The 19,147-nt window shown below is 69.4% G+C and carries 18 protein-coding genes and 1 pseudogene; 11 read left to right on the forward strand and 8 right to left on the reverse strand.

Going from position 1 to position 19,147, the window contains the following annotated elements:
• Positions 1-84: 84 nt before the first annotated feature.
• The 4 genes from HMPREF2863_RS11465 to HMPREF2863_RS05310 all read right to left on the reverse strand — a co-directional run bounded on the left by HMPREF2863_RS11465 (position 85) and on the right by HMPREF2863_RS05310 (position 5,075).
• Positions 85-882 carry a GNAT family N-acetyltransferase gene (locus HMPREF2863_RS11465; protein ID WP_083315245.1) on the reverse strand — a complete coding sequence of 266 codons (798 nt, stop codon included), beginning with the start codon at positions 880-882 and terminating at the stop codon, positions 85-87.
• Positions 879-1,244 carry a thiamine-binding protein gene (locus HMPREF2863_RS05300; protein ID WP_067191050.1) on the reverse strand — a complete coding sequence of 122 codons (366 nt, stop codon included), beginning with the start codon at positions 1,242-1,244 and terminating at the stop codon, positions 879-881. Before HMPREF2863_RS05300 ends, HMPREF2863_RS11465 begins: the two co-directional genes overlap by 4 nt.
• 227 nt (positions 1,245-1,471) lie before the next feature.
• The gene (locus HMPREF2863_RS05305; protein WP_070638598.1) at positions 1,472-3,478 is read right to left on the reverse strand and encodes a BCCT family transporter; all 2,007 of its coding nucleotides are present in this window, start codon (positions 3,476-3,478) and stop codon (positions 1,472-1,474) included.
• Positions 3,479-3,722: 244 nt separating this feature from the next.
• Positions 3,723-5,075 (reverse strand): Nramp family divalent metal transporter, encoded by a 1,353-nt coding sequence (locus HMPREF2863_RS05310; RefSeq protein WP_070638601.1) that lies wholly within the window; start codon positions 5,073-5,075, stop codon positions 3,723-3,725.
• Positions 5,076-5,453: 378 nt separating this feature from the next.
• Here HMPREF2863_RS05310 and HMPREF2863_RS05315 point away from each other — a divergent pair, with 378 nt between their 5' ends.
• From HMPREF2863_RS05315 to HMPREF2863_RS05340, 10 genes are all read left to right on the forward strand, one after another.
• A complete protein-coding gene (locus HMPREF2863_RS05315) occupies positions 5,454-6,203 on the forward strand; it encodes a response regulator (protein ID WP_070638605.1) in 750 nt (249 codons plus the stop codon).
• A gap of 138 nt (positions 6,204-6,341) precedes the next feature.
• Positions 6,342-6,515 carry a hypothetical protein gene (locus HMPREF2863_RS12040; protein WP_157531282.1) on the forward strand — a complete coding sequence of 58 codons (174 nt, stop codon included), beginning with the start codon at positions 6,342-6,344 and terminating at the stop codon, positions 6,513-6,515.
• Between the two features lie 367 nt (positions 6,516-6,882).
• Complete coding sequence (locus tag HMPREF2863_RS05320; protein WP_168165760.1) at positions 6,883-7,797, forward strand: sensor histidine kinase; 915 nt, start codon at positions 6,883-6,885, stop codon at positions 7,795-7,797.
• A 192-nt stretch (positions 7,798-7,989) separates the two neighbouring features.
• Positions 7,990-8,736 (forward strand): trypsin-like peptidase domain-containing protein, encoded by a 747-nt coding sequence (locus tag HMPREF2863_RS05325; RefSeq protein WP_067191043.1) that lies wholly within the window; start codon positions 7,990-7,992, stop codon positions 8,734-8,736.
• A gap of 61 nt (positions 8,737-8,797) precedes the next feature.
• Positions 8,798-8,968 carry a class III lanthipeptide gene (locus HMPREF2863_RS12150; RefSeq protein ID WP_180525336.1) on the forward strand — a complete coding sequence of 57 codons (171 nt, stop codon included), beginning with the start codon at positions 8,798-8,800 and terminating at the stop codon, positions 8,966-8,968.
• A gap of 10 nt (positions 8,969-8,978) precedes the next feature.
• Positions 8,979-9,122: a hypothetical protein gene (locus tag HMPREF2863_RS12155; protein WP_180525333.1), complete on the forward strand. Its 144-nt coding sequence runs from the start codon at positions 8,979-8,981 to the stop codon at positions 9,120-9,122.
• Positions 9,123-9,151: 29 nt separating this feature from the next.
• The gene (gene lanKC / locus HMPREF2863_RS05330) at positions 9,152-11,749 is read left to right on the forward strand and encodes a class III lanthionine synthetase LanKC (protein WP_067191041.1); all 2,598 of its coding nucleotides are present in this window, start codon (positions 9,152-9,154) and stop codon (positions 11,747-11,749) included.
• 46 nt (positions 11,750-11,795) lie between these two features.
• Positions 11,796-11,918, forward strand: a complete 123-nt coding sequence (locus HMPREF2863_RS12160; RefSeq protein WP_209279936.1) for a class III lanthipeptide — start codon at positions 11,796-11,798, stop codon at positions 11,916-11,918.
• 146 nt (positions 11,919-12,064) lie between these two features.
• Positions 12,065-13,762 carry an ABC transporter ATP-binding protein gene (locus HMPREF2863_RS05335; RefSeq protein WP_067191039.1) on the forward strand — a complete coding sequence of 566 codons (1,698 nt, stop codon included), beginning with the start codon at positions 12,065-12,067 and terminating at the stop codon, positions 13,760-13,762.
• 64 nt (positions 13,763-13,826) lie between these two features.
• Entirely contained in the window at positions 13,827-14,207 is a 381-nt protein-coding gene (locus HMPREF2863_RS05340) for a hypothetical protein (protein ID WP_067191037.1), read from the forward strand.
• 99 nt (positions 14,208-14,306) lie between these two features.
• Here the strand turns inward: HMPREF2863_RS05340 and HMPREF2863_RS11805 are convergent.
• Both HMPREF2863_RS11805 and HMPREF2863_RS05345 read right to left on the reverse strand, forming a co-directional pair.
• Positions 14,307-14,426 (reverse strand): annotated as a pseudogene (locus HMPREF2863_RS11805) (hypothetical protein); the annotation flags it as partial.
• 221 nt (positions 14,427-14,647) lie between these two features.
• Positions 14,648-15,604, reverse strand: coding sequence for a glycerophosphodiester phosphodiesterase family protein (locus tag HMPREF2863_RS05345; protein WP_083315248.1), 957 nt, complete (start codon positions 15,602-15,604; stop codon positions 14,648-14,650).
• 231 nt (positions 15,605-15,835) lie between these two features.
• Here HMPREF2863_RS05345 and HMPREF2863_RS05350 point away from each other — a divergent pair, with 231 nt between their 5' ends.
• Positions 15,836-17,128 (forward strand): DUF445 domain-containing protein, encoded by a 1,293-nt coding sequence (locus tag HMPREF2863_RS05350; RefSeq protein WP_245232100.1) that lies wholly within the window; start codon positions 15,836-15,838, stop codon positions 17,126-17,128.
• Positions 17,129-17,231: 103 nt separating this feature from the next.
• Here HMPREF2863_RS05350 and HMPREF2863_RS05355 read toward each other — a convergent pair whose 3' ends face one another.
• Together HMPREF2863_RS05355 and HMPREF2863_RS05360 are read right to left on the reverse strand one after the other, a co-directional pair.
• Positions 17,232-18,233, reverse strand: coding sequence for a hypothetical protein (locus tag HMPREF2863_RS05355; RefSeq protein WP_141756367.1), 1,002 nt, complete (start codon positions 18,231-18,233; stop codon positions 17,232-17,234).
• 153 nt (positions 18,234-18,386) lie between these two features.
• A complete protein-coding gene (locus HMPREF2863_RS05360; protein WP_070638615.1) occupies positions 18,387-19,100 on the reverse strand; it encodes an alpha/beta hydrolase in 714 nt (237 codons plus the stop codon).
• Between the last annotated feature and the right edge of the window lie 47 nt (positions 19,101-19,147).

Raw genomic sequence — 19,147 nt, forward strand, 5'->3', positions numbered from 1 at the left:
CGAAGTGGTGAGGACTCACCGTCTCAGTGCCTGATCGGCGGCTGGATGAGGGTGTGTCCTCACCAGTAGCCGGGCTGAGCTGACTCAGCGCCGCACGTAGAGCCGCTCGCTGTGCTCGCCCCAGCTCCCGCCGAGCGGCGCGGGAGCGCCGAGCGCCTCGAAGCCGTGGCGGCGGTAGAACGCCTCGGCCCGGGCATTGCCGTCCAGGACCCAGAGGACGGCCGGGGCGTCGCCGAGGACCTCGCGGAGGAGGCGGTCGGCGAGTCCCGTGCCGTAGACGCGTTCGTCCAGGTAGACGGCGAACAGCTCGCGTTCCGGCAGGTCGCCCTCGGACAGGCCGGTGCCGGCGAGCACCATGGCGGCGTCGCCGAAGGGACGGCGGGGACCCGCACACGCCATCCCGACGACGGCACCCGACTCCGGCGCCGAGGTGGCGTGCGGGCCCTGCTCGCCGAGGACGAGGTTGACCTCCGGGTCAGCGACAATGCGCTTCCAGGACTCAACCTGGTCGGCGAGGCCGGCGTCGATGCGATCGAACTCCTCGGCAGGGAGGGCGTGGGCGTAGGCGGTGCGCCAGGACCTGTTCTTCATGGCGAGGACGGCGGGCAGGTCCTCGGCGGTGACAGGACGGACCGACGCCTCGGGAGTCCTCGCCCCCGCCTGCTGTGACAACTGGTGAGGACTCACCGTCTCGACCCTCGATTCGCGGCCGGATGAGGGTGTGTCCTCACCAGTACGCGAGCCCGGACGTGCCCCGGGGGCTCGGTCGGCGGCGTCGGCCACGGCGGCACCGTTGGCGTTGTCGGCACCGGCGGCACAGTCGGCGGCGTCGGCCACGGCGGCACCGTTGGCATTGTCGGCACCGGCGACGTCGTCACTCACCCGCGGCTCTCCTGCGCGTCCTCGTCCGCGCGCTTCAGGGCGGCCTCGAGGCGCTCGAGCTTGCCGTCGAGCTCGCCGGTGCGGCCGGGGCGGATGTCCGCCTTCAGCACGAGGGAGACACGGGAGCCGTAGGGTTCCACGGCCTCGGTGGCCTCCTTGACCACGGCCATGACCTCGTCCCACTCCCCCTCGATCTCGGTGAACATCGAGGAGGTGCGGTGCGGCAGACCGGAGGCGCGCACCACCGCGACGGCGGCGGCCACGGCCTCGTGCACCGAGCCGGAGTCCTCACCCCCGGCAGGGCGGGAGAGAGACGGGTCTGAGGGAGCGCCGGACGGGGCGACGGAGAACGCAACGATCATGCGGCCCAGTCTGCCCGGGACCGCGCGCCCTGTCAGCCCCCGCTCGGGGCCGACAGAACCCGACCGCCTCCCGAACGAAAACGCCCGGGAACCCGACCGCCTCCCGAACGAAAGCGCCCGGGAACTCGACGTTCTCCCGAACGAAAGCGCCCGGGAACTGGATGTTCTCCCGAACGAAAGTGCCCGAGAACCCGACCGCTTCCCGAACGAAAGCGCCGGGGCGGGGGTCAGGTGCGGGGTGCGGCGCCGTCGTCGTGGGGCTCAGCGGGGTCGGCCGCCGGCCCGTCCTCGCGGTCCTCGTGACCCTGCCCGGCGGAGTCCTCGTCCAGATACTCACCGGTCTCGTAGTCGTAGGCGACTTCGTTGCCGTCCTCATCTCTGCGCTGGTACCAGTCGGTGACCTCTGCGGCGGTGGAGTCGAAGTCGCCGCCCACGGCGTAGGGACTGTCCGCGGCCACCGGCTGCACCGCGAGGGTGAAGTCGTCACCGTGGTCCTCGATGCCGAGGCGGACCGCCTTCTCCAGCGCCTCGTCCTTGTAGTGCTCTCGGATGGCCTGCGGGTCATGCTGCAGCTCGCGGAAGAGCGCGATCGCCATCAGCACGATCACCACGGAGAACGGCAGCGCGGTGATGGTGATGAGGTTCTGCAGGCCGGACAGCGCGGTGTCGCCGCCGGTCAGCAGCATCACCACGGCGATGCCGGCCATGCAGACCGCCCAGAATGCGGTGACCAGGCGGCGTGGGGACGGGTCGCCGCCCTGGGACAGCTGCGAGTTCACGATCGACGCGGAGTCCGCGGTGGTGATGAAGAAGACGGCGAGCATCAGAATGACCACCGGGGCCACGAGCCCGCCGCCGGGCAGCTGGTCGATGACCACCCAGAAGATCTCCGCCGGGGCCGGCAGAGAGTCCGCGGTGCCGTCCGGGGCGATGGACCCGTTCGTGTGCTGCAGCCAGATGGTGGTGCCGCCGATCACGGTGAACGCCAGGATGATCACAGCCGACGGGATGAACAGTGCGCCCAGGATGAACTGGCGGATGGTGCGGCCACGGGAGATCTTGGCCACGAAGACGCCCACGAACGGCGCCCAGGACACCCACCAGGCCCAGTAGAAGGTGGTCCAGGAGGACAGGAAGGCCTGCATGTCCTCGCCCTGGGCCATGTTGGCGCCCAGCATGTCCGCCGAGGAGCCGACGTACTCCATCATCACGCCGGGGATCACGTTGAACAGGAATGCGGTGGGTCCGGCCACGAAGAAGAACAGCGCAAGGCCCATCGCCAGCACCATGTTGATGTTGGACAGCCAACGGATGCCGCGGGCCACGCCCGAGACCGCGGAGGCCACGGTCCCGATGGTCAGCAGGGTGATGATGCCGATCGCCACGGCGTTGCCCTCCGTGGACCATCCGGTGACGATCTGCACGCCCTGGCCGATCTGCAGGGCACCGATGCCCAGAGAGGCGGCGGTGCCGAACAGCGTGGCGATGATCGCCAGGGAGTCGATGAGCCGGGCGCCGAAGGACTTCGGGTCGTCGCCGCGGTTGAACAGCGGCATGAGGATCGAGCTCATCAGCGGCACGCGGCCACGCCGGTAGGACACGTAGGCCACCGCCAGCCCGACCATGGCGTAGATGGCCCAGGCGTTGATGCCCCAGTGCAGGGCCGCCTGCGCCATGGCGCCGGTGATCGCCTCCGTGGAGGCGGGCTCGTAGGCGCCCGGCCGTGGGGCCAGGTAGTAGGTCAGCGGCTCGTAGGGGCCGAAGAAGATGATGCCGATGCCGATGCCGGCGGCGAAGAGCATGGCCGCCCAGGAGGCGGTGGAGTACTCGGGCTTCTCGCCGTCCAGGCCGAGGGTGATGCCGCCGTAGCGGGAGAACGCCAGCACCAGCAGGAACAGGACCATCCCGATCGCCAGCGAGGAGAACACCCAGCCGAGGTTCTGCATGACCCAGTTCAGGGCGGTGGTCGAGGCCTCCAGCACCACGTCCGGCTGCAGCACCCCCCAGACCACGAAGCCGACCACCAGCACGCCGACGACGCCGATGATCGCCTTGTCCAGGCCATAGCGGACCCTCTGGTCCTCGATGGAGACGCCGGGCACCAGGGCCGGGTGGATGTCGTGCGGGTAGGTGACCTCCTCGATGAACTTCGCAGGCGTCAGCCGACCGCGCCCTGGCCTGCTCTCCTCCCCCGGCGGCGCGGTCGATCGGTCGTGGGGCTGGTTCCCGTCCATGACGCAGGTCCTCTCCTGGGGTGTGATGAACGCCTCTATTGTGCAGGGTCCGCCTGCGGCCGCCTCCGCCGGCCCCACATGGAGCGCCCGAAGGTCGGCTGGAAAGGCGGGGGACGACGACGGCACGCACCTGGGCACGGTGAGTGCCGTCGTCGGGAAGGCCGGGTTCCGCGGGAACCCGACGGGCTTCCGAACGAAAGTGCTCCGGAACCCGACGGTTTCCCGAACGAAAGTGCTCGGGGTGTCAGCCGAGGAGCTCGAACAGCGGCTGCAGGGCCTTGTAGAGCTCGTTGGCGCCGAGCACCAGGAAGATCGCGGTGGTGGCGCCGAGCAGGATGTTGTTCACCCAGCCGTTGCGGAAGCGGGCCGGGACCTTCTTCGAGTTGTTCAGGAACAGCAGGGTCACCGCCAGGAACGGCATGAACAGCGCGCCGAGCGTGCCGTACAGCAGGATCAGGAAGATCGGGCGGTCCAGGAACAGCAGGACCATCGGCGGGAAGGTGATCCAGAGCAGGAAGAAGCGGGCCGGGGCGGAGGACAGGGACGGGGCGTCGTCCTGGTCCAGCTGGTCGGCCGGCTTGCGGAAGTTCGCCCAGAAGTCCGCGAACATCAGGGAGACGCCGTGCCACACGCCCAGCAGCGAGGAGAAGGACGCGGCGAAGAAGCCGACCAGGAACACGGTGGCCCAGGCCTGGCCGTAGCGGTCCGCCAGCACGGTGCCGACGTCCAGCAGGCCCTTGTCTCCGGAGGAGATCGCGATGCCCGCGGAGTGCAGCAGCTCCACGCCCATGATCATCGTGGCGATCACGAAGATGCCGGTGAGGATGTAGCTGGTGGCGTTGTCGAAGCGCATGACCTTCATGTACTTCGGGACGTTCCAGCCCTTCTCTCGCAGCCAGTAGCCGTAGGCCGCGAGGGTGATGGTGCCGCCCACGCCGCCGGCCAGGCCGAGGACGTAGAACATGACCTCGGGGTCGCCGGACGGGATGCGCGGGACCAGGCCGGCCAGGATCGCGCCCACGTTCGGGACGGTCAGCGCGGCGGAGAGCAGCACGGTCACGAACATGACGCCGATCAGCACGGTCATGAGCGTCTCGATCAGGCGGTACCTGTTCAGCCACACCAGGCTCAGGCCGATCACGCCGGCCACGATGGCGAACACCTTGGCGTCCACACCGGGGAACAGGGCGGCCAGGGGCAGCGCCGTGGAGGACATGGCGGTGGCGCCGTACACGAAGCCCCAGATGAGGATGTACGGGGCGAAGTAGACGGTGGTCCAGGCCCCGAGCGTGCGCCAGCCCTGGAAGATCGTCTTGCCGGTGGACAGGTAGTAGCGGCCGGTGCCTTCGACGAGCACGATCTTCAGGATCACGCCCAGCACCACGGCCCACATGAGCATGTAGCCGTAGCGGGAGCCGGCGGTCAGGGTGGCGACCAGGTCCGCGGCGCCCACGCCGGTGGCGGCGGCGACGATGCCGGGGCCGAGCGAGTTCCACTTCGGCTTGACGGGCTGCTCGTTGATCTCCGCCTCGGTGAACCCGACGATGTCCGGGTTGTGCACCGGGTGTGCGGTGTCGACGCGACTGTGCGAAGCCATGCGACTCCCCTCTCTCTGTGGTCCGCGGGCCCGCCTGCGACGGACCCGGGGCGCTGTGGTGACAGTAGAGAGTAGACCGCGTCACCTATGAGCGAGGTATACGTCACACACGATGACGGCGCAGGGCGGGCGCCGCCGTCGTGTGCGACCGGGGACGACCCGACGGGCGAAGGTCCGGAGGCACCCCGGGACGCGACGGTTTCTTGAACGAAGGCGCCCCGGAATCCGACGGTTTCCCGAACGAAAGTGCCCCGGACCGCGACCGTTTCCCGAACGAAAGTGCTGGGAGCGTCGTCGCCGCCGAGAGGTGGAGGCCGGATCGAACCACGACTACCGTCGGGGGCAGGCCCGATTCACAGACGACGGCTGGAGGGGACCATGGCCAAAGCACAGGACGAGGAGACGAGCCACGGGGACGTCACGTTGCGGGTGGTCGTGGCCGAAGACCAGCCCATCATGCGAGCGGCCCTGGTCGAGCTGCTCGCCAAGGACCCCCGCTTCGACATCGTCGCGGACGCCGGTGACGGCGCGGAGGCCGAACGCCTCGCCCGCCAGATGTCACCCGACGTCCTCGTCACAGACCTGGACATGCCGGTGCAGGACGGAGTCGCCACCATCGCCTCCCTTACGCAGGACACCCCCGTACGCTGTCTGGCCCTGTCCACCTTCGGCTCCGAGGAGTGGGTGCTCTCCGCCCTGCGCGCCGGCGCCTCGGGCTACGTGGTGAAGCACTCCGAGCCGGAGGACATCCGCGCAGCCGTGAGGGCGTGCGCGGCCGGGGAGATGACCATCTCCCCACAGGTCGTCTCACTTCTCGTCGACCAGATCTGCAACGAAAGTCCCGCATCGCGGCGACCACCTCTCCACGACCCCGCCGAAGATGGACAGCCCCCTGCGCTCACCCCGCGCGAATCCGACGTGCTCGCGTGCTTGGCTGGAGGTATGAACAACCAGGAGATCGCCGACGAACTCCACCTCTCCGTCGGTGCTGTCAAGCTCTACCTCAGCACGGCCTGCGACCGGCTGGGTGCTCGAGACCGAGTGCAGCTCCTGGTCCGAGGCACCGAGCTCGGACTCATCCAGCCGTCGCTGGCGAATCCTGAGACCGGTCTGGCCCGTTTCCAGTGATCCCGCTGTGGCCACTGACCTTTGGCCACCGGAGTACTGGCCCAACGGCCATAGTGCGGCCGCCCCTCTCCCTGTGAAGCTGAACACGCCACGGGATGAACGACAGTTCCGTGGAAGTCTCGGAGAGAGGAACCCACCATGCGCCGCAAGACCACCGTCCTCGCCACTGCAGCCGCGCTCGTCGTCTCCACCGTGCTGGGTGCCCCGGCCGCACACGCCGCCCCGACGGAATCGCCAGCCACGCTCGCCCCCTCCACCTGGCTCAATGACCAGTGGTGCTTCGTCTTCGGGAAGCTGTACAAGACCTGCTGACCCCGGAGGGACGTCACACGTGGGAGGCCATCCGATCGTCCGAATGGCCTGTCCAGGTTCTGTATGAGACTCTGACCTCGTGCAGAAGGGTGCGGGCGGCGGCGAGGCGACAGTCCTGAAGAACTCTGCCGCGTCCAGACAAGGTCGCGACTGGCCTCGACGGGCCACACACCTGTTCCTGTGCCTGACAAGCCTGGCCCTCGTCATCGACTTCATCCCCGTGCTCGTCGGGACGCAGGACGAGTCGGACGCGATCGCCGCGTCGGCCGGCTATCTCGCCGCATGCCTCGCACCGGTCATGGCGATCTTCCACCGCCCGACGGCCCTGGCCGTGTTCATCGTGGGGTCTCTGGTCGGACCGCACATCGTGGAGACCGCAGGACTGCTGACGTTCATCGCGATCCTCTTCCTCGCCCTGACGATCCTGTTCGGGAGCCGGCGCGAAATGCTTCTCGCCGTGCCGGCGCTGGTGCTGTGGTCCACCAGTGTCTCCCTGCGCCTCGACGGCACCCTCGCCTTCCTCGTCACCTACCTTCTGTTCGCGCTTCCCACCGGGGCTCTGGCATCGGTGGGGCGACATATGCGCCGCCAGGCGCATCGCGCCCAGCAGCGTCTCGAACAAGCCGAGGCCGACCGGCGGACCGCCATACGCCGCCAACGCGAAGCACTTGCCCGCGAGCTGCACGACGTCGTCGCCCACGAGCTCACCGTGATCTCCATGCTGGCGGGGGCCCGCCGCAGCTCCACAGACGTGGACGCCCTCCAGGAGGGCCTTTCGAGCACCCGCGAACACGCGGTCCAGGGCCTGCGCGAGCTCCGCACCCTGCTCGGTGTCCTGCGCGCCGAGAGCACTCAGCCGACCCCACCACCGGCTCCTGAGGGACCGGCCGACGCAGCAGCAGTCCTCTCCGACGTCGTCCACCAGGCCCGCGCACTGGGCTTCGACGTGCGTACGAGCACACCGGATGAGGCAGCCTGGGAAACAGTCTCCCGGACCATCAATGAATCCTTGGCGCGGATCCTGCGTGAGGCCTTCTCGAACATCCTCAAATATGCCGACCGCTCAGCTCCCGTCGTCGTCCAGGTGGAGCTCCGGCCGCACGAAGTGCGATGCCTGCTCGAGAATCGGATCCGGCGCGAGCCGTGGCAGCCCAGGTCCAAGGACAGCAGCTCCCGTCTGGGCGTGGCCGGGCTCCACGAACGAGCCGCCCTGTTGGGAGGGACCGCAGAGATCGGGCCCCTCGGTGAACTCTGGCGCGTCGATGTGCGCCTGCCGGCCTGATCCGGGCCCCAGGCAGTCCCTCCGCACAGGCTGACTGGCCATCCGTCCAGTACGCACCGCCACAGCGATTCGCCGGAAGTTCAGGTCGGACGACTGTATGTGCTCACTGCCTGCTGCCGATTTCATGGAGTCATCGACGACGTCACGAGACGTCGGACAGATTCGCCGAAGTCGAGAGGAGGTGCACCAGCCATGGCCGACATCAGAAGAAATCCGAGCCGTTGGGCAGGCTTCGCGTCCCGGCGCGTCGGCCGTCTCGTCTCGACCACCCCGGACGGGATCACCGTCGGCACTGCCACCCTTCTCTCCACCGAGGGGACGTTCGGCATCATCTCCACCGCCGCCCACTGCCTCACCACCGGTGAACACGACCACGTCGACAGCCGAGTCCTGCTCGGCCGCCGGCACGGGATTCCCACCCGCCGCCCGAGCGGACGACACCTCGAGGTCCTTCGCGCATTCGTTCCGACGGCGTGGAGAGAACGGGCCTCCGTGGAACATGACCTCGCATTCGCCGTGGTCCGCCTGCCCCGGGAGTTCGACGCCGAGGTTCTCGGCCCCGAGGTGCGGCCCGACTTTTCCAAGGACATCGATGAAGGCCCCGTCGCCGTCGTCGGCTTCGAGTCCAGGGTGTTCCCCCGTCGCGCTGTCATCCGCAACATCGCCTCGGTCGATCGTCCCTTCGCCGACGCTACCGCGTATCGAGCTCGCTGCGGAATCTCGTCCGGTGGATCCGGCGGACCCTGGCTCGTGCGTCGTGGAGGAAGCATCCATCAGTTCTCCGTGACCAGCTTCGGTTCCCGCCGGGATCGACGTGTCCTGTTCGGACCGACCTGGGACGCGGAAGCCGCTGAACTCCACGCAGCGGCTTCGCAAGCGGCGGCCCAGGCGACTCATCTCGCCGACCGCGGTCCCCCTGACCTGCCCCTGGGCTCCTGACCTGCCCCTGGGCCGGAATGCAACGACCAGATCCCCACCCATCCATGAGAAAGGAAACACCATGATCACCTCGCATAAGTCAGCCACGACGCGTTCCCAGCGGGTGCTGCTCCTCCAGGACGTCGAGCCTGAGCTGCGGAGCTCGGACATTCCAGGACTCACGTCGAACCTGAGCATCATCTGCAAGGAGCAGAGCACGATCTCGATCGCCGTCTGCGTCCCGGGCAAGTGAGGAGCCAGAGATGACCGCCATCCTTTCCCTCCAGGGCATGGACGTCCGCAGGACGTCGTCGGCCGGACGAAGCATCTTCTCCGGCACGAGCATCGCCCTCTGCCCCATCACCACCATCGCCCCTGCCAGCACGGCGAGCGTATCCGTCTGCTGAAGGGCGATCCCCGCCCGAGGAGGACCCCCGTGGACCTGCGCTATCACCAGTACGTCATCCCCGGTCACGACTTCTACCGGGACTCCGACCGCCGCCCTGAGGCCGACTACGGCATCGAGGTGCCCGACGGTTGGACCGTTCGCAAGGACGAGGACTGGACCTTCGTCCTTCCGACGGGGACCACACTCCCCGTCCAGGGATGGAAGATCCACCTTTCCGCGCGTGTCGACGACGCGGAGGAGGTCATCGCCCGGCTTCTGCCCGTCGCCCTGGTAGATGACCTGGCGTTCAAGGTGACCCGGTCCCCTGCACGCCTGCTGCTGAAGAACTCCAAGTACGGCGACCGGTCCTCCTCGGGCAAGTTCATCACCGTGTACCCACGTGACGAGGAGCACTTCATGGCCCTCCTCGACCGACTGCACGATCTCACAGCCGACCTCCGGCCCGGCCCCTATGTCCTCTCCGACCGTCGCTGGCGTGACGGCCTCGTCTACTACCGTTACGGAGCGTTCGCAGAGATGCGGGTCGTGACGGAGGACGGCCAGGAGCAGTTGGCCCTGCGCCACCCCGATGGCATCCTCGTCCCGGACACCCGCGGGCCCGTCTGGTCCTTGCCGGACTTCGTCGAACTCCCAGCTCGACTGGTCTCCGCGGAGCCCGACGACGCGGCGCCCTTCCCCTACCAGGTGGAGTCTGCCCTTCACTTCAGCAACGGCGGCGGCGTCTACAAGGCCTTGGACAGGAACCATACGACAGTCGTGCTCAAGGAGGGCAGGCCCGGTGCCGGCATCGATGCGCGCGGCCGCGACGCGGTGGAGCGCATCGATCACGAGGCGCAGATGATGACCCGGCTCCGGGGCACCGGCTTCGTCCCCGAACTCGTCGAGGTGTTCGATGCCTGGGAACACAGGTTCATGGCGCAGGAGTATGTCCACGGCGTCACGCTGAACAGCTGGATCGCGGCCTACTTCCCCTTCGCCTATGACGGCGACGGGCGGGAGTACGTCCGGCAGGCGATCACCGTGGTGCGCAGACTCGAGCGCTGTGTGCTTGGCATCCATGAGCATGGAATCGCGCTGGGCGACCTCCAACCGCTGAACGTCATGGTCGACGACGATCTGCAGGTCCGCTGCATTGACCTCGAATGCGCCGGCGAGGTCGATGCGCCCCGCGAGGCGGGCCTGATGACCCTCGGTTACACGCCCTACGGTCAGGTGAGCATGCGGGAGGCTGACCTGTACGGCCTCGCCAAGATCGCACGGCAGGCGTTCCTTCCGATCGGCCCCGCCGAGGACCTTGCCCCCGACCTCTGGGATGTGCACGTGGACACCATCCGGCAGCTTCACGGCGACACCGCGGCAGACCTGGTGCAAAGGCTCTGGACGGCAGTGCCGGAGCGTGTCCGCACCACATCGACCCGATGGAGGGCCGCGTCTGGCGTGGATCTGGTACGGCGACCGGACCGACTCGTCGCGGCCCTGCGCGCCGGGATTCTCAAGGACATGGATCCTGGCTCGCCGCAGTTGGTCCCCGGGGACATCAGACAGTACACAGAGCGATTCGGCACGATCAACGTCCGTAACGGCGGCGCGGGGGCCTGTCTTGCCCTGTTGCGCTCCGGCGGGCTTCCGGACCCGGCCCGGGCCTGGTTGCGCGATGCCGCGGCTCGCTGGCTGGACGCCACCAAGGACCGGACTGAGGACTATGGCCTGTTCACGGGCGGCGCCGGCCTCGGCGGTGTCCTCTGGGAAGCAGGCATGCAGAACGAAGCCGCCGCCGTGATGGATGAGGTCCTCGATCATGTGGCACACCTGTCCCGATCTCATGACCGCACGCACGAACGACTGACCGTGGACGCTGGACACGCGGGCATCCTGCTGCAGTTGCTGGCGTTCCACCGCCTCACGGGGGACGAGCGCTTCCAGACGGCGGCAGTGGCCGTGGCGCGTGATCTCGTGCGCAGATACGACCCGGACCAGGCTCCGTTGGCCTCCGATCCGGATGCCATCACCATCGGACTGTTCGAGGGATGGACCGGTTGCGGTCTGGCTCTGGCCGTCCTGTGCGATCAGATGCCGGATCGTGTCCACGAGTTCGAAGAGCCCATGTCCACGATGCTGGCCTCGGATATCCGCTCCGGCGCCTATGGGGAAGACGACGGGGCCTTCACGATCGTGGACGGACGCCGGCTCATCCCCTACCTCGCCGGCGGTGGTGCGGGCACACTCGTCGCCCTCCGGGCTGCCGAGCGGTCCGGCGCCGTCGTCCCACCTCTCGACGGGATGACGGAGGGGGCCCTCCGCTCCGCCGACTCCCGCAGCTTCTACAACGCCGGGTTGCTGCGGGGGACCGCAGGCCTGATCTCCGCAGTCCGTCTGCTCGATGCCGAACGCACCGACATCCTGGAGCGTCTTGGTCGCCTGCTCGGCAACTTCCTCGTGGACGACGGCACAGACGCCGTCTATCTGACAGGTGACTTCGGATACCGCCTGTCCCATGATCTCGGCACCGGCAGCGCAGGTCTGATCTGCGCGCTGGTCGGCCGCACAGATGTCCAGGCTCCCGCCTGGATGCCGCTGCCCACCGCCTCCTACCCGGCGGCGAAGGAACGCGGAGACGGTCGGTGACGCCCGTCACCGACCGGAGGAACCGAACACAGAAAGGAACCCCATCATGAAGAACCAGGTCCTCTCCCTCCAGTCCATGGATTCCCAGGACGACATCGAGCTGCGAGCCGGCTCGTCGCTGTCCGTCAACTGCAAGGTGATCTCCACCATCTCCGTGGCGGTCTGCTGACCTGAACGGATCACGACCATGGAACAGGAGCGCGCGTCGGGGGCAGAGCCCCTGCAGGCTCTGCCCCCGACGCCCTCCCCTGCCGCACGGCCGAGGCCACGGAGCCGACCGCAGCAGAGCCGCGAACCACAGGAAGAGGTGAACCCGTGCATTCGACCGCATGGCTGACCGCTGGCCACACACGCAAGGCGGCCTCGGTGGTCCTGCTGTCCTGCCTCGTCTCAGGCCTCAGCCTCGTCCAACCCCTCGTCGTCCACAGGGTGATGGCGCAGACCAGTGACCTGGACAGCCTGCCGCTCCCAGCAGTGTGGGCACTGGCGGTCGTGCTGCTGGGTCTTGTCACCGCGATCGCCGTGAAGGCGGTCGTGCAGGCATCGCTCGCCGAGGACATCGCGCTCGAACATCGGCGCGGCATCGTGGAGGACGTCGCCCGCGCCGATGCCGACAGCATGGAGCGGTCCCGCGGCTCGGACCATCTCACGTGTGTGACCAGTGATGTCGAGGCCGTCAAGAACACGGTGTCCGCCGGCGCACTCGACATCCCAGCCCAGCTGTTGCTGTCGGGCGTCGCCCTCGCGGCCATGGTCGTGTTCGATCCGCTCGGATTCCTGATGGCCCTCGGTGCCGTCGCCGTGCTGGGCACCATCGCCATGGCCAGCGGTCACCGAGTGAACCGGCTCACCCGCGACCGGCAGGAAGCGATCTCGAATGCGACGGCGGACGTGGACGCCCTCATCCGTGAGCACCGCGCCCTGACCCACCGGAACCTCCAGGGCGAACGCGCGCTCGCCGCACTCGGCCACTTCGTCGACGCCGGCCGGCACGGCCGCGGCATCGGCCGAGTACGCGGTCTGATGGCCCCTCTGAACGAACTCGCCGTGTCGATCGCCCTCCTTCTGCTCCTCGGCGTCGGCGGGCTGCGCGTGGCCGCCGGCGTCCTGCCGCTCGAGAACCTCGTGACCTTCGTGCTCTACTTCGGCCTCCTCGCAGGGCCCGCCGCCACCGTGTCCAACGGCGTGCTCGCCTGGCAGGAGGGACGCGCGGCTGCGGGCCGAATCGCCGAGCGCCGTCACGCGCTGAGGGTCGACCGACGGCTGCCTCCGCTGTCATCCGATCGCTGGCATCACATCGACGCTGTCCCGTTGCGCGGCCAGCTCTCGCTCGACCGAGTCTCAGTGCCGGGCCGTGACCCCCGCACTCCGCGCCTGGATCATGTCAGCGCAGACTTCCCGAGCGGCGGGTTCACTGCCGTCGTGGGCCGGTCGGGAGCCGGCAAGACCACACTCCTCGAACTCCTGACACGGCGGATCACGCCGTCTGAGGGCCGCGTGCTGTTGGACGGGCAGCCCGTCGAGGACATCGACCTGATGGACTATCGGGCCCGGCTCGGGATCGTCGAACAGGAGCAGACCCTCTTGCTGGGAGCCGGACCGGAGTCCATCGCCGCGGTACCGGGGCTGGCCTCACTGGTCGAAGACATCCGCCGCGGTGAGGGCGATTCCTCGAGTCCGCGGCACTCGGGTGGGGAACGCCAGCGGCTCGCCATCATGTCCGCCCTCACCCGCGGAGCGGACCTGCTCCTGATGGACGAACCGACCTCTCAGCTGGACGGCGTCGCCGAGCGCAACGTGGTGGACCTTGTCCGCCAGCGCCCCACGGGCACGACCGCCGTGGTGATCGCTCATCGCCTGACCACGGTTCGCGACGCAGACCAGATCCTCGTCATGGACAGGGGAAGGATCGCCGACCGTGGAACCCACGAGGAGCTCTGGACCCGCTGCACGGCCTACCGTGCCCTGTGGGAGGAGCCGGTACCGCAGGCGGCCTCTCTCACTTCCGTCTAAGGAGCCGAAGGGTCGGAGAAGAACCTCGCCGGAACATACACGCCCAACGCAGAAGGAGAGAACGATGAAATCCAACACACTCCGGGCCACCCAGACGCACCGACCGTTGACCAGGCGGTCCTGGCTTCTGGCGGGGCTCGCCGTCGTCTTGGCACTCGTCTCCGCAGTCGGAATCGTCCTCACGCAGCAGGGCTCGGGTCATCGCACAGTTGCGGACTCCCTGGATGCCGGCAGCTTCGGCCCGTTGCTGGCCGTCGGCGGCGCCTGCCTGGGACTCGTGATCCTGGTGATCGCCATGGTTGTCACGGCGGTCCAAGCGGGTGACGCACGCACGGTGAGCGGTGGAGACCTGCGCGGACGGGTCCTGTTGATCATGGGCGGGGGCCTGCTGGTCTCCTTCCTGGTGTGGGTGTCCGCAGTGACCGGATGGGCGCTGCTCAGCTGACTGGCTGATCGCTCCACTCCGGAGGCGCCCCGGAACGCGACGGTTTCTTGAACGAAAGTGACGCGGAACGCGACGGTTTCCCGAACGAAAGCGGGTGGGTCAGACGTGGGTGCCGTCCGCCTCCACCGAGATCCCCAGCTCGTTGCCCGGGATCGAGGCGAGCAGACGTCGCGTGTACGGGTGCCGCGGGTTGGTGAAGACCTCCTCCGAGGAGCCGGCGAGGATGAACGTGCTGTCCACGTCCCCGTCGGTTCCTCCGCCGGTGTTGTCCCCGCGCTGGGACTCGGCGCAGCCGGCCAGGACGAGGACTGCGGACGCGGTGACGGCCGCGGCGGCCAGGAAACGGCGCTTGGCGTTACGTGCGTGCTTGGCGCCTCCATGTCGGCGCGAGCGGCCCCCGAGTGGCGCTGATCACGCCCCGGGGTTGCCCGTGATCATACTCACACTCCGCGCGAAGGGTGAAGGCCCGCGGCATGTTCCCTGCGGGCAGGGCTGCTCTGACGCCCCCGCCGGACCCCCACGGACGCCGCAGCCCCGGCGGCCTCGGCGGCGAGCTGCTCCCGTACCGCTCCCGGACGGTTGGTGGTGAGCTCGTGCACCCCGTGGGAGACGAGGAACGCGACGTCCTCCGGCAGGTCCGGGGTCCACACGCGCAGCCGACGCCCGGCGGCAGTCCAGGCCTTCACGTCCGCGAGGTGACGGCGCACATACGCCACGGAGGGGCCGGCCAGCTGGGTGCCGCCGCCCCACACGAGGGCCTCGCAGCCGGCGAGCGCCTGCTGCATCGCGGCGCGCACGGCCACCCGGGTGACGGGGCCGCGGGCCAGGCGGGAGGCTGCCGGTTCCGGGTCCACGTCCACGAGGGCGCAGAGGGCGTCCGGCCCGGCCATCGGCGCCAGGTGCCGCAGGGAACCGGGGTCGAAGGACATGAACGACACCTGCACAGCGCCGAGCATGCCGGTCTCCGGGTCCCAGCCGTGGGACACGAGTTCGGCGAGCACGCGCTCCTCGAGCTCGTGCCCGAACGGGGAGGGGTGCTTGAGCTCGACGGCCAGGCGCAGAGGCCGTCCGGCGGCTGCGGCGATCTCGAGCAGATCGGCGAAGCGCAGCAGCTGGTCCCGCGCCCGGCCGTAGGCGGCGGGCAGGGACGCCGGATGCCAGGAGTGCACGTCCAGACGGCGCAGCTGGGCGAGGGTGTGCTCGGCGATCGGCCCGCTGCCGTCCGAACACCGGTCCACCGTGGGGTCGTGCCAGCAGACGAGCTCGCGGTCCCGGGTCAGGCGGACGTCGCACTCGAGACCGTCCGCGCCCACGGCGAGGGCGTGCAGGTAGGCGGCGCGGGTGTGTTCGGCGTAGTCGGCGGACGCGCCCCGGTGGGCGATCACCAGCGGTGTCATGCCGTGCACGCTACGAGCCCGGGACGAACGGGCGGTGAACGCCGGCCATGCCCCCGGCCACGGGACGGCGGACACTCGGGACCACGGCGTCCGGCGGGGCTGGTTCAATGGTCGTCATCGCAGGTCGCCGGCGGGTCGGAGCACCTCCTTCCCGACGACGGCCCCCGCCTTCTCCGCCCGCCTCGCCGCCGCCTGCGGCCGGCGGAACCGCCCCGTCCCAGGAGACCCGCAGTGACCTTCTCCCCCGCCTCCGGCACTCCGGCCCTCGGCATGGCCGGGGTCGATCCGGCCGTCGACTCCCGTGCCCGGGACCTGCGCCGCATGAAGGCGGTGGCCACGGGCCTGCTCGTCTTCCTGGCGGTCGTGTTCGTCATCGCGTTCGTGCTGCAGGAGCAGCACCCGTGGCTGTCCTACGTGCGCGCCGCAGCCGAGGGTGGCATGGTGGGCGCGCTCGCGGACTGGTTCGCGGTGACAGCCCTGTTCCGCCATCCGATGGGGGTGCCGGTGCCCCACACGGCCCTCATCCCACGGAAGAAGGACCAGCTCGGCTCCGCCCTGAAGGACTTCGTGCAGGAGAACTTCCTTGACTCGGACGTGGCCAGGGAGAAGGTGGAGGGGTTGCAGGTCGCTGCGCCGCTGGGCCGCTGGCTGCGCACGGAGGAGAACGCCGCCCGCGTGGCCGTCCAGGTGTCCGCCGTGGCGCGCCAGGCCGTGGCGGCCGCGGACGACGAGGTCATCCAGGACCTGCTCGGCCACCTCGTGCAGCGGCACATGGTGGAACCGGACTGGTCCCCCACGCTCGCCGGGGTCCTGGAGGACGTGCTGGCCGGACGCCACCACGACACCCTGGTGGACCTGATCGTGGAGAACACCGGGGACTGGGTCGCCGCCCACCCCGAGGTGTTCGTGGAGACCGTCAAGAAGCGGTCCCCCGAATGGAGCCCGGACCTGGTGGACCGGCTGCTGGCCGAGCGCCTGCACGCCGAGCTGCTCAAGTATCTGGCCGGCATCCGCCGGGACCGGCGTCATGAGGCGCGCCGCGCCGTGGACCAGTGGCTGGCCCAGGTGGCCGAGCGCATGCGCGCGGACCCGGCCACCCGGGAGTCGGTGGAGCGGTTCAAGCGGAGCCTCTTCGCGGACGAGCACCTGCGGGACTGGCTGCGCCGCGCCTGGAACGGCCTGTCCGAGTCCCTGCTGACGGCGCTCGAGGACACCTCCTCGGACCTGCACCGTGCGCTCGTGAACGGGCTGCGGGACCTCGGCGGCCGCCTCGAGGAGGACGCGGACGTGCGGGACCGCGTGGACGGTCTGGCCCGGCAGGCCGCCGCCTCGGCGCTCACCGAGTACGGACCGGAGCTGACCGGCGTGATCGAGGAGACCGTGCAGCGCTGGGACGGCGAGCAGACCGCCCGCACCCTCGAGCTGTTCGTGGGCAAGGACCTGCAGTTCATCCGCATCAACGGCTCCGTGGTGGGCGCCCTGGCCGGCCTGGTGATCCACACCCTGGCCACGGTCCTGCTCTAGCCCCCGGCACGAGGGAGGGGCACGACGCACGGCCACGGCGGGTGTCCGTCGTCGTCCCCTTCCGCAGGCGCCTGCCCGGGCGGTGGTGCCGGGGAACCGGCCGTCAGGCCTTCTTGTCCTTCCTGCGGCCGAAGCGGCCCTTGAGGCCGGCGACAAAGCCCTCGCCCTTGCCCTCGTCCTTGCCTTTGTCCTTGTCCTCGGCGGGCGCGGCGTCCACCGGGGAGGCGACCGGATCGCCGTCCAGGTCCACCTGGCCGGAGAGCTCCTTCCGGGCCTTCTCCTCGAGGACCTTGAGCTCCTGCTCGTCCTGCTCCGGGTCCGTGGTCGGGTGCACCACCTCACCGGGCAGGGCGGCCGGGAGCGGGCCGAACAGGGTCTGCGCGGACTTCACCACGGCCTTGCCCATGGCACGGTTGCCGACCCCGCCGATCACGGCGCCCACCCCGAAGGGGACCGCGCGGCCCAGGAATCCGGCGCCCTGGCGGACCAGCATCTTCCGCATGAACTTCTTCTTCATCTGCTGGAAGAAGAGCTCGGACATGCTGCCCTGGGCGCCGATCCCCATGAGCGCGGACAGGCCCGTGGAGTTCGCGGTCCCGCCAGGCACGATGCCGCCGCCGCGCTGGCCGGCGGCGAAGTCTCGGAGCATCTTCCTGCCGTCCTCGCTGAGCATGACGGCCATGACGAGCGCTTCGGCGCGCTGCGGGTCGTCCGTGGAGATGCCGTGCAGCTCCGCGATGGACTGCGCGTAGAGGGCGGTGGTCTCCATGAAGCCCACCACCGCGGCGGCGGACAGTCCCAGCGCGGCCACCGTGCCGAGGCCCGGGATGATCGCGGTGCCGCCCACAGCGGCCCCCGCGCCGGTGACGGCCAGCAGGTACTGGTCGTTCAGACGGTCCGCGATCTGCGCGGGGGACTCGTCCGGATGCCTGCGGTGCAGGCGGCGGATGTTGGCCAGCACGAGCGGGCGCTGGATCCTGATGGCCCGCAGCACGGCCTTCTGGAAGCCGTCGGTCGGGTTGCCGTCCTTGTCGAAGGCGCTGTTCATCGCGACGTTCATCGCCTTTCCACCGGCGAGGCGTCCGAGCGTGGAGTTCTTTGCCATGGCGCCACAGTAGTGCCCGGGGCGGCGCGCGACAGAGGGCCGGGGGGCCTTGTGCGCTGAGGGCGTGACGAACCGGAGGGCAAGGCCCGCCACGGGGCGGGCTTCTGCTCCGCGGCGGGTGTTCCCTGCTCGCACCGGCCGGGCCTGCACTCCTCAGGAGGCCAGCGTGTGCTCCAGGAAGATCTTCACGTCCCGGCCCATCTCCGGGCTGACGGAGTGCAGGATGCCCGGATAGGTGCGGGCGGTGAGCCGGGTGTGCTCCTGCACCCAGTGGTCCGTGTAGGCGATCGCGCCGTCGTGGATGACGGGGTCGGCGGGGTCGCGGCCCCAGAAGAAGGGACGCGGGCCGGGTCCCTCCGGAGGCGAGTCGAGGGTCTCCAGGAGGGCGTCCTGGAGGACGAAGCCGGCCAGCCCCACACCGCAGGCGAAGCTCTCGGGACGGACCCGGATGGCCGTCGTCGCCATGGCCATGCCCTGGGAGAAGCCGAGCACGGAGACAGACCGGAAGCGGTGGCGGGTCACGGCCTCGTCCGCGAGGACGTCGTAGACGCGGTGCACGGCGGCGAGGACTTGGGAGAATTCGCCCTTCAGGCTCAGGTCCAGCAGGAACCAGCCCCAGGCGCCCGGGTCGTCCGGCAGTCCCTCCGTGGCTCCGGCGTCGATCTCGAGGCCGCCGCGGAGGGCGAGCCCGGTGCAGCGCTCGGGGAGCATCGGGAAGAAGCGTGCACCCGCGCGCCGCTCGTTCGTGCCGTAGCCGTGGAAGACGAGCACCAGATCAGTGCCGTCCCGTTCCGTGACGGGGCGGGACCAGAGCGCGTGGACTCCGGTGGCGAGGCGTTCCGATGGTGGCAGGGCTGTCCCGGACATGGTGCAATCGTAGCCGTGACACGGCACACATCAGCCCCGGCCACCGT

The organism is Micrococcus sp. HMSC067E09 (assembly GCF_001812555.1).
Classification (GTDB): Bacteria; Actinomycetota; Actinomycetes; order Actinomycetales; family Micrococcaceae; genus Micrococcus; species Micrococcus lylae.

Coding starts and splice junctions, on each gene's coding strand:
- HMPREF2863_RS05305 (WP_070638598.1), bottom strand. CDS start 3,478: ATGGACGGGAACCAGCCCCACGACCGATCGACCGCGCCGCCGGGGGAG.
- HMPREF2863_RS05360 (WP_070638615.1), bottom strand. CDS start 19,100: ATGTCCGGGACAGCCCTGCCACCATCGGAACGCCTCGCCACCGGAGTC.
- HMPREF2863_RS05355 (WP_141756367.1), bottom strand. CDS start 18,233: ATGGCAAAGAACTCCACGCTCGGACGCCTCGCCGGTGGAAAGGCGATG.
- HMPREF2863_RS05340 (WP_067191037.1), top strand. CDS start 13,827: ATGAAATCCAACACACTCCGGGCCACCCAGACGCACCGACCGTTGACC.
- HMPREF2863_RS05315 (WP_070638605.1), top strand. CDS start 5,454: ATGGCCAAAGCACAGGACGAGGAGACGAGCCACGGGGACGTCACGTTG.
- HMPREF2863_RS05310 (WP_070638601.1), bottom strand. CDS start 5,075: ATGGCTTCGCACAGTCGCGTCGACACCGCACACCCGGTGCACAACCCG.
- HMPREF2863_RS05325 (WP_067191043.1), top strand. CDS start 7,990: ATGGCCGACATCAGAAGAAATCCGAGCCGTTGGGCAGGCTTCGCGTCC.
- HMPREF2863_RS12160 (WP_209279936.1), top strand. CDS start 11,796: ATGAAGAACCAGGTCCTCTCCCTCCAGTCCATGGATTCCCAGGACGAC.
- HMPREF2863_RS12040 (WP_157531282.1), top strand. CDS start 6,342: ATGCGCCGCAAGACCACCGTCCTCGCCACTGCAGCCGCGCTCGTCGTC.
- HMPREF2863_RS12150 (WP_180525336.1), top strand. CDS start 8,798: ATGATCACCTCGCATAAGTCAGCCACGACGCGTTCCCAGCGGGTGCTG.
- HMPREF2863_RS12155 (WP_180525333.1), top strand. CDS start 8,979: ATGACCGCCATCCTTTCCCTCCAGGGCATGGACGTCCGCAGGACGTCG.
- HMPREF2863_RS05345 (WP_083315248.1), bottom strand. CDS start 15,604: ATGACACCGCTGGTGATCGCCCACCGGGGCGCGTCCGCCGACTACGCC.
- HMPREF2863_RS05300 (WP_067191050.1), bottom strand. CDS start 1,244: ATGATCGTTGCGTTCTCCGTCGCCCCGTCCGGCGCTCCCTCAGACCCG.